Origin of the sequence: Oliverpabstia intestinalis (assembly GCF_009696065.1) — a bacterium.
GTDB classification, from domain to species: Bacteria; Bacillota; Clostridia; order Lachnospirales; family Lachnospiraceae; genus Oliverpabstia; species Oliverpabstia intestinalis.
This window is the reverse complement of sequence record NZ_VUMS01000003.1, coordinates 133,957-146,735: the sequence shown is the minus strand read 5'-3', so window position 1 is coordinate 146,735 and position 12,779 is coordinate 133,957. Positions and strand designations below refer to the sequence as shown.

Below are 12,779 nucleotides of genomic sequence, written 5' to 3'. Positions count from 1 at the left end.
CGCTTTTTCACATTTTTATAATTTTTTCCGAAGCAGTTCGTTGACCATTCCCGGGTCTGCTTTGCCACGCATCTTTTTCATGACCTGACCAACCAGGAAACCAAGGACTTTTTCTTTTCCACTGTGGAATTCTTCCACGGTCTTCGGATTCTCCGCAAGTACCTGATCAACTGCTCCTTCGATGGCGCCACTGTCAGATACCATCAGGAGTCCTTCTTTTTCCATGTATGCCAATGGCTCCACATCGTCTTCCAGGATCTTTGCAAATACTTTTTTCGCATTTGCCTGATTGATTTTTCCTCCTTCGACCGCCTGGATCAGGTCTGCCAGGTGTTTCGGGGTAAAGTCCATATCTTCGGCTTCCATTCCTTTTTCTTTCAGCAACCGCAGCCCCTCTCCCATCAGCCAGTTGGCTGCCTTTTTCGGGTTTCCGCACAGATCGGCAGTCTGTTCGAACATATCTGCCATATGTTTGGTCTGGGTCAGAATAGAGGCATCATATGCCGGAAGACCGTACTGTTCTTCGTATCGGGCTGCGCGTTCTTCCTGAAATTCCGGCTGACGGCTTCGGATCTGTTCCATCCATTCCGTTGGAATCTGCATCGGCTGCAGATCCGGATCCGGAAAATAACGGTAGTCTTTTGCATCTTCCTTAGAACGCATCGCATGGGAGGATTCTTTGTTATCGTCCCAGCGGCGGGTCTCCTGAATGACTTCTTTTCCTTCTTCCAACAGTTCGATCTGACGTTCTCTCTCACCCTCGATCGCATGGGTGATCGCTTTGAAAGAGTTCAGGTTCTTCATCTCGGTACGGGTTCCCATACGATCGCTTCCCACCTCTCTTACGGAGAGATTGACGTCAGCACGCATGGAGCCTTCCTGTAATTTACAGTCGGAGATACCAAGATACTGACAGATCATACGCAGCTTTTCCAGATAAGCAATAACCTCTTGGGCTGTACGCATATCCGGCTCGGATACGATCTCGATCAGCGGGACACCGCTTCGATTATAATCTACCAGAGAGCAGTCTTCCCATTCATCATGGATCAGCTTTCCGGCATCCTCTTCCATATGCATCTCGTGTATCCGAATGGTTTTTTTGCCGTTTTCTGTTGTGATCTCCAGATGTCCATCGTGACAGATCGGCAGATATAACTGGGAAATCTGATAGTTTTGCGGATTATCCGGGTAGAAATAGTTTTTCCGGTCAAACCGGCAGTACCGGTTGATCTCACAGTTTGCAGCCATTCCAAGTGCAAGTGCATATTCCACTACTTTTTTATTTAATACCGGGAGGGATCCTGGCATACCGGTACAAACCGGGCAGGTATGGGTATTCGGTGCTGCACCAAACTTTGTGGAGCATCCGCAAAAGATTTTCGTTGCCGTGGCAAGTTCTACGTGAACTTCCAGACCGATCACGGTTTCATACTGTTTTGCCATTTATTTTTCCTCCTTTGCCCAGGCTTTGGGGAATTCTCCCCGCAGTTGTTCGTAAGCGGCTGCTGCCCGGAGTATCTTCTTTTCCTGGAAGCAGTCACCGATCAGCTGCATACCGATCGGCAGTCCCCTGCTGTCCATACCGCATGGAAGGCTGACGGCCGGAAGACCTGCCAGGTTCACGGCCACGGTGTAGATATCACTCAGGTACATCTGCAGCGGATCACTTAAACTGGTGCCGATCTTCGGGGCAGTGGTCGGAGAAGCCGGAGCCAGGATGCAGTCGTATTTCTGGAATGCTTTGTCAAATTCTTTCTTGATCAGGCCTTTGGCACGCAGTGCTTTCATATAATAGGCATCGTAGTAACCGGCACTCAGTACGAAGGATCCCAGAAGAATTCTTCGTTTTACTTCCTCGCCGAAGCCTTCCGCACGACTCTTTTTGTACATTTCATGCAGTTCTGTCGCACCCGGGGTACGGTAGCCGTATTTTACACCGTCGAAACGCTCCAGGTTGGAGCTTGCTTCCGCACAGGCGATGATATAATATGCCGGAATTACATAATCTACCATTCCCAGGGAGAAGAATTCTACTACAGCACCGTTTTTACTCAAGGTATGAACGGCATCTGCCAGAGCTTTTTTCACTTCTTCGTCACAGCCTTCTGCCAGATATTCTTTTGGAATACCGATGCGCATGCCGCTTAATCCACCGGATACCAGGCTATCATAAGATTCCACCGGTACATCGGCGCTGGTGCTGTCTTTGCTGTCATGTCCTGCGATAATCTCAAAAAGAGCTGCACAGTCTTTTACATTTTTACCGATCGGTCCGATCTGATCCAGAGAGGATGCATAAGCGATCAGACCATAACGGGATACTCTTCCGTAAGTCGGTTTCAGTCCGGTCACACCACAGTAGGCTGACGGCTGACGGATGGAACCACCGGTATCGGAACCGAGTGCCATTACCGCTTCTCCCGCTGCCACAGCCGCGCAGGAACCGCCGGAAGAGCCACCCGGTACATGTTCCGGATTCCAGGGGTTTCTGGTAACGCCGAATGCGGAAGTCTCTGTCGTACTTCCCATGGCGAATTCATCCATATTGGTTTTTCCGAGGATAACCATTCCGGCATCTTCTAACTGCTTCACTGCCTGTGCATCATAGGTCGGCACAAAGTTTTCCAGCATTTTTGAAGAACAGGTGGTTTTCTGTCCTCTGGTACATATATTATCTTTCACAGCGATCGGTACACCTGCCAGCGGACCGGTGTATCTGCCGCTTTTGATTCCTTCTTCTACTTCTTTGATCCGATGAGCCAGAATCTTTTCATCCATGGAAACATAAGCATGCACCTGGGGTTCTGACGTCTGTATCTGTTTTTTGCAGGCTTCCACTGCTTCTTTTACACTGACGGAGCCGTGCCGGATCTGTTTTGACAGTTCCAGCGCAGACATCTGTAAGATTTCTTCCATTGCTTCTTCCTCCTGCTATACGGTCTTTGGTACGATATACTGATCTTCTTTTGCCTTCGGGGCATTTGCCAGAGAGTCTTTTCTGCCGTCCCCGTTGGTCACCTGGTCTTCCCGGAAGACATTCACCTCCGGTAAGATATGTACCAGCGGCTCTGCCTGATCCGTATCCAGTTCATTTAATTTTTCCACATAGGTCAGGATTTTTTCCATCTCATCCATGGCTTTTTGTCTCTCCTGTGGCGTCAGCGCCAGTTTTGCAAGGATCTCTACGTTATCCATGGTTGCTTCATCTATTTTTCTCTCGCTCATTCCCTGACTCCTTTCTGCCGTCTTACGGCTCCAGTCTGCTCATATCTCTCGGGAATAAGCAGGCTTCTCTTACATTATCTTCTCCCAGTAACTGCATGGTCAGTCGTTCCAGACCGATACCCAGTCCACCGTGTGGTGGCATACCGAAGCGGAACGCATCCAGATACTGTTCCAGGCCTTCTTCTGTCATACCTTTCTCCTGGATCTTCTCTTCCAGCATGGACAAATCGTGGATACGCTGTCCTCCGGTAGTGATCTCGAGACCATGATACAGAAGGTCAAAACTTAAGGTATAACGGGTATCCTCCGGATCATCCATCGCATAGAACGGACGTTTTTTACTCGGATAGTGTGTCACAAATACAAAATCTGCATTGTATTCTTCTTTGAAATATTTTCCGATCAGTTCCTCTTCTTCCGGTTCCAGGTCGAAAGGGTTTCTGATCTTTCTGTTGTATTTTTCGGAAACCAGGCGTTTCGCTTCATCAAAGCGAACATAAGGGATCTTTTCCACATCCGGCAGTGTGATGTTCAGAAGTTTCAACTCTTTGCTGTACTCTTTTTCCAGCAGGTTCATCGTATACTGCAGGAAGCCGGTTTCCATCGCACAGATATCAAGGAAACTGTGGATATATCCCATCTCAAAGTCCAGACTGGTGTATTCATTCAGATGTCTTCTGGTGTTGTGTTTTTCTGCACGGAATACCGGACCGGTTTCAAAGACACGGTCAAATACACCGACCATCATCTGTTTATATAACTGAGGACTCTGCTGCAGAACCGCCGGTCTGTGAAAATAAGAAAGCCGGAACATGTTTGCACCACCCTCAGCACTCTTTGCACCAATCTTTGGTGTGTGGATCTCGGTAAATCCCTGCTCATAGAGGAAATCACGGAAACCTCGAACTATTCCTTCCTGAATACGGAATCTTGCCCGTTCTCTGATATTTCTCAAAGAAAGGGAACGACGGTCTAATTTTGCTTCCAGAGAAGTGTTTAATTTCCATTTGTCAATGGGAAGTGGCAATGGACAGGATACGTGAGACAGGTGACGGATGGTGGACAGCCGTACTTCTTTCCCATGGGGAGCCCGCTCTTCGTCTTTGATCTGACCGGTCACATGGATGTAATCTCCCTCTCTGATCTCAGAAAGTTCCATATCTGTCTTTCCTTCTTCCCATACGGTCTGGATCAGTCCTTCCCTTTTTCTCAAAATCACAAATGCGATTTCACCCATATCACGGATGCTGTGCACTGCCCCTTCCAGAATAATCGTTGTTCCTTCCTCTGCTTTCAGCAGATCTTCTAATTCTGCTTCTTCCTGTTGTTTTAATCCTGTAATGAATTCCATATCACATTCTCCTTTTCATGCAATTTCCGTCAGCCTTCTTCAAACAGTAAGGTCAGGATCATCTGTGCTGTCTCTACCATGTTGGTTCCATTATCCATGCTGCTTTTTTGAATATAGCGATGAGCCTCCTCTTCACTCAGATGATTACGTTCCATTAAAAGTACTTTCGCATTTTTTATATAATTGTCTTCCCGTTCACTGCGCCGTTTCGGCTTTCTGGCTTTCTTTGCCATCCGTTCCATCTGGTGCAGTACCATCTCTGCAGTATTGACCAGATCATAGACCTTTAACGGTGTGGTAAGAGATAAGATTCCGGTGTCTGCCGCACTGACGGTACTGGCAGATCCCAGAAGAACCAGTTCGAAGTGAGGAGGAAGGCTGTCAGCGAGTTCCGTATAATACATATCTTTCAGATGATACCCGCTGATCACCATTCCCGACTCATGTTCCCTGATCTCCGAAAGAGCAGCGGAAGCGGTAGCATAAGCAAATACCTGTGGAAATCCATGTCCCATCAGGATCTTACGGATTTTCTTTGCGTCTTCCAGCTTTGGTAAGACGATTACCACCACACTCATCAGCTGCCTCCCTTATCTATACGCGATAAAGATACCGGTTCAGTTCCCATTCGGACACCTGTTCCAGATAATCTTTCCATTCTTTTCGTTTGGCCTTCATATATCCTTTACGGTATGTTTCTCCCAGAACTTTTGATACAAGAGTATCCTGTCCCATGGCTTTGATGGCCTCCCCAAGATTTTCCGGCAGCATCTGGATTCCAAGAAGTTTTTTCTCTTCTTCATTCAGGTTCCGGATATCCTTGGTAAGTTCTTCCGGAACCTGCAGTCCTTTTTCAATACCTTCCATACCTGCTGCCAGACACAGGGCAAATACCAGATACGGATTGGACGCGGAGTCCGGACTGCGAAGTTCCAGATTCACTTCTCCACCACGTTCTTTTCTTACATGGACCAGTGCATTTCTCTGTATTCTTGACCAGGTCACTTCTGAAGGTGCCTCGAATCCGGGAACCAGCCGTTTATAAGAATTCACCAGTGGATTCATTACCGCAGTCATACCCTGTATATGATACAGGATACCCGCAAGAAATGCTTCACCTTCTGCACTTAATGCTCCATCCTCACCTTTGAATATATTCTTTCCGTCTTTCAACAGCCGCATGTTCAGATGCATGCCGGAACCATTAACTTCTGCCCGTGGTTTCGGCATAAAAGTTGCATGGAGACCGTAACGCTTTGCAATTGTACGGACTGCCATCTTAAAAGTCATGATCTTATCTGCAGTGGCCATCGCATTTTCATAAGTAAAATCAATTTCATGCTGTGCCGGAGAAATCTCATGATGGGAGGAATCGATCTCATATCCCATCTCTTCTAATGTAAGAATGATATCTCTTCTCGTATTTTCTCCCAGATCAATAGGGGAAGTATCCAGATAACCGGCCTTTTCATGCGTCAGCGTGGTTGGCATTCCATTGTCATCGGTATGAAACAGGAAGAATTCGCACTCCGGATTGACCTTCAGTGTGTACCCTTTTTCCTGTGCCTTTTTTACTACTCTTTTTAAAATAGATCTCGGACTGTCCTCAATCTCTGTGCCATCTTCTCTGCACACATCACAGAGAAAACGAGCAACCTTCCCCTGCTGGGGTCTCCATGGCAGAATGGAAAACGTGCTCAGATCCGGTTTCAGATACAGATCTCTTTCTTCCTCACCGGTAAATCCATCCAGGGATGCGGTATCGATGGTACAACGGTTTTCCATAGCTTTGATCAGTCTGCTGCTCGGGATTGCCACATTTTTTAATACTCCAAACATATCTGTAAACTGCAGGCGGATGAATTCTACATCTTCTTCCTCCACCATCTGCAGAATCTCCGATTTACTATAATTCTCCATATTGTTCTCCTTTTTCTTACGCATATATTATCAGTTACGTTCTGTCACTCCAAAGGATGCTATTGCAGCTGTTCGGCAGTTTCACGTTACTGTCTGCTGAACAGTTACGTTTTTCACAACTCAAAAAGGGCGACCTTATCCAGAGTTTCCCCTTCGGATAAGACGCCCTTGCCTTTTATGTTCCGTATTATAGCAATCGGACTTTCTCTTGTCAATACTTCATTAAAAATTTTACAGGTTTGTATATCCCATCAGGGATCGATCCACGGCTTTCGCTGCCTCTCTTCCTTCCCGGATAGCCCATACAACCAGTGACTGACCGCGGTGCATATCACCGGCGGTGAAAACACCCGAAACGCTGGTTTCGTATTCGTCCGGTTTTGTCAGAACATTGGTTCTCGGGTTCAGATCGATTTTGAAGGCATCGGTGACGTATTTCTGGCTTCCCAGAAAACCGGCTGCGATCAATACCAGCTGCGCATCTATAACTTTCTCACTTCCCTCAACGGGAACCATCATCATACGTCCGCTCTTTTCATCTTTTTTAGGCTCCAGGCTGACGATCACTGCTTTTTTCACATTTCCGTTTTTGTCTTTCTGGAATTCTTTTACCGTTGTTTTATAGATTCGCGGATCCTGACCGAAGACTGCGATAGCTTCTTCCTGACCGTAATCAGTTTTCAGTACCTTCGGCCACTCCGGCCACGGGTTGGATGGCAGTCGCTCCACGGACGGTTTTGGCATCATCTCCAGCTGTGTGACGGATTTTGCTCCCTGGCGGACAGCGGTACCCACACAGTCGTTACCGGTATCACCACCACCGATGACTAACACGTGTTTTCCTTTTGCAGAGATTGCCTTTCCATCTGCAAATCCTGAATCCAGCAGGCTCTTGGTTACAGAAGAAAGATATTCCACTGCGAAGTAAATATTGCCGCTCTCTCTTCCCGGCACATTGATATCCCTGGGGTTGGAAGCTCCGCATGCCAGGATCACACGGTCAAACTGTCTTTTCAGTTCTTCTGCCGTGATATCTTTTCCCACATCCACACCGGTCTTAAATTCCACACCTTCGGCTTTCATCAGCTCGATTCTGCGATCCAGAATCTTTTTATCCAGCTTCATGTTAGGAATACCATAACGGAGCAGTCCACCGATCCGGTCATGGCGTTCGAAAACGGTCACACTGTGTCCTCTGCGGTTTAACTGCTGCGCTGCTGCCAGTCCGGAAGGACCACTTCCTACTACCGCCACTTTCTTTCCGGTACGGATCTTCGGAGTCTGTGGCTGTACCCAGCCCATCTCGTAAGCATGTTCGATGATGGCACGCTCATTTTCTTTTGTGGATACCGGTTTTCCGTTCAGATTACAGGTACATGCCGCCTCGCAGAGTGCAGGGCAGACACGGCTGGTAAACTCCGGGAAACTGTGTGTTTTTGTAAGTCTTTCATAGGCCTGTTTCCAGTTGCCGCTGTACACCAGATCATTGGTTTCCGGTACCAGATTATGCAACGGACAGCCCGAAGCCATGCCGGCTAACATGGCTCCGTTCTGGCAGAAAGGAACGCCACACTCCATACAGCGTGCTCCCTGTTTCTGCTGTTCTTCTAAAGGCAGCGGAGTACGGAATTCGTTAAAATGACGGATTCGTTTCAAAGGTTCCTCTACTGCTGCGTTTTTTCTTTCATATTCCAAAAATCCTGTCGCTTTTCCCATTTCTCTTACTCCTCCGTCGGTTTGGTCTGGAAACTTTCATAGAATGCTTCCATCTGTGCCTGCTCTGTGCTCATTCCTTTCTCTTCCAGCTTTGCAGAAAGAGCGATCATCTTCTTGAAATCATTCGGGATGATCTTTTTGAATTTGGGCAGATACTCCTGGAAATGCTCCAGAATCAACGCACCTCTCTCGGATCCTGTGGCTTCCACATGTTCCTCGATCAGTTCTTTCAGTTCTTTGATATCGTATTTGTTTTCCACTTTTTCAATGGAAATCATATCTTTGTTCAGATTCCGATACAGATGGCTGTTCTCATCGAGTACATAAGCGATACCACCGCTCATACCTGCTGCAAAGTTCTTTCCTGTCTTACCAAGAACGACCACGCGGCCACCGGTCATATATTCACATCCATGTTCTCCCACACCCTCTACAACTGCGTAGGCTCCGGAGTTACGGACTGCAAAACGTTCCCCTGCCACACCATTGATAAATACTTTACCGCTGGTGGCTCCATACAGGGCTACGTTACCGGCGATGATATTCTCTTCTGCTTTGTATCCTCTGTTCTTCGGCGGGAAGACAACCAGTTTTCCACCGGAAAGTCCTTTTCCATAATAATCGTTGGTATCACCGCACAGGCGCAGTGTCAGTCCTTTCGGGATAAATGCCCCGAAGCTCTGTCCGCCGGCACCGGTACAGTTGATGGTAATAGTGTCTTCCGGCAGTCCGTCTTTGTGCTGACGGGTGATCTCTGCACCGAGGATCGTACCGAAGGAACGGTCGGTGTTGCCGACTTTCAGATCCAGAGAAGCTTTCGTTCCCTTCTCTACGGATTTCTCCAGTTTCTTTAACAGTACTTTCTCGTCCAGCGTTTTTTCCAGCTGGAAATCGTATACTTTTTCCGGACTGAACGTCACACACTCTTTTTCTCCCGCATATGGGTTGTACAGGATCTGAGACAGATCCATCTTTGCTGCCATCGGTGTTTTTGCGTCTTCTTTTACTTTCAGAAGGTCACTTCTTCCTACCATCTCATCGATCGTGCGAACACCCAGTTTTGCCATATATTCCCGCAGCTCCTGAGCGATAAAGCGCATGAAATTCTCTACGTATTCCGGTTTTCCTTTGAAGCGTTTTCTCAGTTCCGGATTCTGGGTAGCCACACCTACCGGGCAGGTATCCAGGTTGCAGACTCTCATCATCACGCAGCCCATGGTTACCAGCGGAGCGGTTGCAAAACCGAACTCTTCCGCACCGAGCAGTGCTGCGATAGCCACATCACGGCCGCTCATCAGTTTACCGTCTGTCTCGATCCGGACACGGTTTCTCAGACCATTCTGTAACAGGGTCTGATGGGTCTCTGCAAGTCCCATCTCCCATGGAAGACCTGCGTTGTGGATAGAACTTTCCGGAGCGGCTCCGGTACCTCCGTCGTATCCGGAGATCAGGATAACCTGTGCACCGGCTTTGGCAACACCTGCCGCAACCGTACCAACACCTGCTTCTGAAACCAGTTTTACGGAGATTCCTGCGTATTTATTTGCGTTTTTCAGGTCGTAGATCAGCTGTGCCAGGTCTTCAATCGAATAAATATCATGATGTGGTGGCGGGGAGATCAGACTCACACCCGGTGTGGAATGTCTGGTCTTTGCGATCCACGGATATACTTTTTTCGCCGGAAGATGTCCGCCTTCACCGGGTTTTGCACCCTGCGCCATCTTGATCTGAATCTCTCTTGCACTTACCAGATATCGGCTGGTAACACCAAAACGACCGGATGCTACCTGTTTGATTGCAGAACATCTGTCATTATCGCTTCCTGCGGAATCCAGTCTGTCATCACTTTCACCGCCTTCACCGGTATTGGATTTTCCATGGAGATGATTCATGGCAATTGCCAGTGTCTCATGGGCTTCCTGAGAAATAGAACCATAGGACATGGCACCGGTTTTGAATCGTTTTACGATCTCATCCACGCTTTCTACTTCGTCGATCGGCACACCATTTTCCGGATAATTAAAGTCCATCAGACTTCTCAGATAGCCGCTCTGTTCTTCGTCTACCATTGCAGTATACTGTTTGAACATATCATAGCTTCCGGTCCAGGTGGACTGCTGCAGCATATGAATGGTCTGTGGATTGTAACGGTGTTCTTCTCCACCGCTTCTTCTTTTATGTTTTCCAAGGCTGTCCAGTGTCAGATCACTGGCCAGTCCCAGCGGGTCAAATGCCTGGGAATGTTTCTCATCCACCTGTTTTGCGATATCTTCCATAGTGATACCACCCACGCGGCTGACGGTTCCGGAGAAATATTTGTCGATAACTTTCTGAGAGATACCGATGGCTTCAAAAATCTTCGCACCCTGGTAAGACTGAATAGTGGAAATACCCATCTTGGAAGCAATCTTTACGATACCATGCAGGATTGCTGCATTGTAATCATCCACTGCGGCATAATAATCTTTGTCAAGCAGTCCCTCTTCGATCAGTTCCCGGATACTGTCCTGGGCCAGATATGGGTTGACTGCACAGGCACCATAACCTAACAGTGTTGCAAAATGATGGACTTCTCTCGGTTCCCCGGACTCCAGGATCAGGGCCAGAGATGTCTGTTTCTTTGTATTGACCAGATGCTGATGTACGGCAGATACCGCTAACAGGGACGGAATCGGCACATGGTTTTCATCCACACCTCGGTCGGAAAGAACCAGAATATTGGCACCATCTTTGTATGCTTTATCCACTTCCACAAACAGACGGTCGATCGCGCGTTCCAGTTTCGTACTCTTATAATAGGTAATCGGAACAACTGCCACCTTGAATCCCGGTTTGTGCATCTGTTTGATCTTCAGCATATCCGTATTGGTCAGGATCGGATTGTTGATTTTTAATACCTGGCAGTTTTCCGGTTTTTCCTCCAGCAGATTACCCTTTTTACCTACATAGATCGTAGTGCTGGTGACGATCTCCTCTCGTATCGCATCGATCGGCGGGTTGGTTACCTGGGCAAATAACTGTTTGAAGTAATCAAATAACGGTCTCTGTTTTTCAGAAAGTACTGCCAGTGGTGTATCCACACCCATGGCTGCAATTGCCTCTCCGCCGTTCAAGGCCATGGTACGGATAGAATTCTTATATTCTTCATAGGTATAGCCGAATGCTTTCTGAAGCTGTTTTCTCTGCTCTTTACCGTATTCTTCCACATGTTTGTTCGGAATCTTCAGTTCTTTCAATTCTACCAGATTGCTGTCGAGCCATTCACCGTACGGCTGTTTGGTCGCATAGATTTCTTTCAGTTCTTCATCCTGATAGATTTTTCCTTTTACAGTATCGACTAACAGCATCTTTCCAGGGTGCAGACGCTCTTTTAACACGATTTCTTCTTCCGGTACTTCCAGAACGCCGACCTCGGAAGCCAGGATCACATCCCCGCTCTTTAATACATAGTAACGGGATGGACGTAGACCGTTACGGTCAAGAACCGCACCGACCAGATCACCGTCAGAAAATACAATGGAGGCAGGACCGTCCCACGGCTCCATCATAGTTGCATAATATTGATAGAAATCTCTCTCATCCTGATCCAGTGTTTTATTGTTCGTCCATGGTTCCGGAATGGTGATCATAACTGCCAGTGGAAGCGGCATACCACTCATGACCAGAAATTCCAGTGTATTGTCAAGCATAGCAGAGTCAGATCCTCTGGTATCTACAACCGGCAGGATCTTATGCAGCTGATTTTTCAGATGGGAAGATTCCATTGTTTCCTCACGTGCCAGCATCTTGTCGGCATTACCGCGAATAGTGTTGATCTCACCGTTGTGTACGATAAAACGGTTCGGATGCGCTCTCTCCCAGCTTGGATTCGTGTTGGTACTGAAACGGGAGTGTACCATGGCGATGGCTGATTCATAATCTTTATCCTGCAGATCGCCGAAGAAGGTGCGCAACTGTCCTACCAGAAACATACCTTTGTATACAATCGTACGGCTGGACATGGATACTACATACGTATTTTCATTACTCTGTTCAAAGACGCGGCGGGCGATGTACAGTTTCCGGTCAAATTCCAGACCTTTTTCCACACGGACAGGTTTTTTGATAAATGCCTGCACGATGTGTGGCATACAGACTCTGGCTTTGTGTCCGAGAACTTCCGGATAAACCGGAACTTCACGATAACCAAGCAGTTCCAGGCCTTCTTTTTCCACGATGATCTCAAACATCTTCTTTGCCTGGTTGCATTTCAGTTCATCCTGCGGGAAGAAGAGCTGGGCGATACCATATTCTCTCTCCTCTCCGATCTCGATTCCCAGTTTTTCACATTCTTTTTTGAAAAACTTATGGGAGATCTGCAGGAGGATACCTACACCGTCTCCGGTTTTTCCTTCTGCATCTTTTCCTGCACGATGTTCCAGATTTTCTACGATTTTCAGAGCATTCTCTACAGTAGTGTGGCTTTTGATACCTTTGCTGTTGATGACCGCTCCGATACCACAGTTATCATGCTCAAATTGCTGTCGATATAAACCTTGATTTTCTTTCATCACATTTTCTCCTC

8 protein-coding genes are annotated in these 12,779 nt (G+C 47.4%); all 8 read right to left on the bottom strand.

Annotation, left to right across the window (positions count from 1 at the left end; translation table 11 throughout):
• Positions 1-15: 15 nt before the first annotated feature.
• Positions 16-1,446, bottom strand: a complete 1,431-nt coding sequence (gene gatB, locus FYJ57_RS02390; RefSeq protein WP_154431391.1) for an Asp-tRNA(Asn)/Glu-tRNA(Gln) amidotransferase subunit GatB — start codon at positions 1,444-1,446, stop codon at positions 16-18.
• Positions 1,447-2,919: an Asp-tRNA(Asn)/Glu-tRNA(Gln) amidotransferase subunit GatA gene (gatA, locus tag FYJ57_RS02385; protein ID WP_154431390.1), complete on the bottom strand. Its 1,473-nt coding sequence runs from the start codon at positions 2,917-2,919 to the stop codon at positions 1,447-1,449.
• A gap of 15 nt (positions 2,920-2,934) precedes the next feature.
• On the bottom strand, positions 2,935-3,228 hold the full coding sequence (gene gatC, locus FYJ57_RS02380; protein WP_118567704.1) for an Asp-tRNA(Asn)/Glu-tRNA(Gln) amidotransferase subunit GatC: 294 nt from the start codon (positions 3,226-3,228) through the stop codon (positions 2,935-2,937).
• A 22-nt stretch (positions 3,229-3,250) separates the two neighbouring features.
• On the bottom strand, positions 3,251-4,579 hold the full coding sequence (gene aspS, locus FYJ57_RS02375; RefSeq protein WP_022173122.1) for an aspartate--tRNA(Asn) ligase: 1,329 nt from the start codon (positions 4,577-4,579) through the stop codon (positions 3,251-3,253).
• A gap of 29 nt (positions 4,580-4,608) precedes the next feature.
• Positions 4,609-5,157: an ANTAR domain-containing response regulator gene (locus FYJ57_RS02370; RefSeq protein ID WP_154431389.1), complete on the bottom strand. Its 549-nt coding sequence runs from the start codon at positions 5,155-5,157 to the stop codon at positions 4,609-4,611.
• Between the two features lie 16 nt (positions 5,158-5,173).
• On the bottom strand, positions 5,174-6,499 hold the full coding sequence (locus FYJ57_RS02365; protein WP_154431388.1) for a glutamine synthetase family protein: 1,326 nt from the start codon (positions 6,497-6,499) through the stop codon (positions 5,174-5,176).
• Between the two features lie 231 nt (positions 6,500-6,730).
• Positions 6,731-8,215 carry a glutamate synthase subunit beta gene (locus FYJ57_RS02360; protein WP_154431387.1) on the bottom strand — a complete coding sequence of 495 codons (1,485 nt, stop codon included), beginning with the start codon at positions 8,213-8,215 and terminating at the stop codon, positions 6,731-6,733.
• Between the two features lie 5 nt (positions 8,216-8,220).
• Positions 8,221-12,765, bottom strand: a complete 4,545-nt coding sequence (gene gltB, locus FYJ57_RS02355; protein WP_154431386.1) for a glutamate synthase large subunit — start codon at positions 12,763-12,765, stop codon at positions 8,221-8,223.
• Positions 12,766-12,779: the final 14 nt, after the last annotated feature.

Excerpts from the sequence above, each read along its gene's own strand:
- gatB (WP_154431391.1), bottom strand. The coding sequence starts at position 1,446 with ATGGCAAAACAGTATGAAACCGTGATCGGTCTGGAAGTTCACGTAGAA.
- gatA (WP_154431390.1), bottom strand. The coding sequence starts at position 2,919 with ATGGAAGAAATCTTACAGATGTCTGCGCTGGAACTGTCAAAACAGATC.
- gatC (WP_118567704.1), bottom strand. The coding sequence starts at position 3,228 with ATGAGCGAGAGAAAAATAGATGAAGCAACCATGGATAACGTAGAGATC.
- aspS (WP_022173122.1), bottom strand. The coding sequence starts at position 4,579 with ATGGAATTCATTACAGGATTAAAACAACAGGAAGAAGCAGAATTAGAA.
- FYJ57_RS02370 (WP_154431389.1), bottom strand. The coding sequence starts at position 5,157 with ATGAGTGTGGTGGTAATCGTCTTACCAAAGCTGGAAGACGCAAAGAAA.
- FYJ57_RS02365 (WP_154431388.1), bottom strand. The coding sequence starts at position 6,499 with ATGGAGAATTATAGTAAATCGGAGATTCTGCAGATGGTGGAGGAAGAA.
- FYJ57_RS02360 (WP_154431387.1), bottom strand. The coding sequence starts at position 8,215 with ATGGGAAAAGCGACAGGATTTTTGGAATATGAAAGAAAAAACGCAGCA.
- gltB (WP_154431386.1), bottom strand. The coding sequence starts at position 12,765 with ATGAAAGAAAATCAAGGTTTATATCGACAGCAATTTGAGCATGATAAC.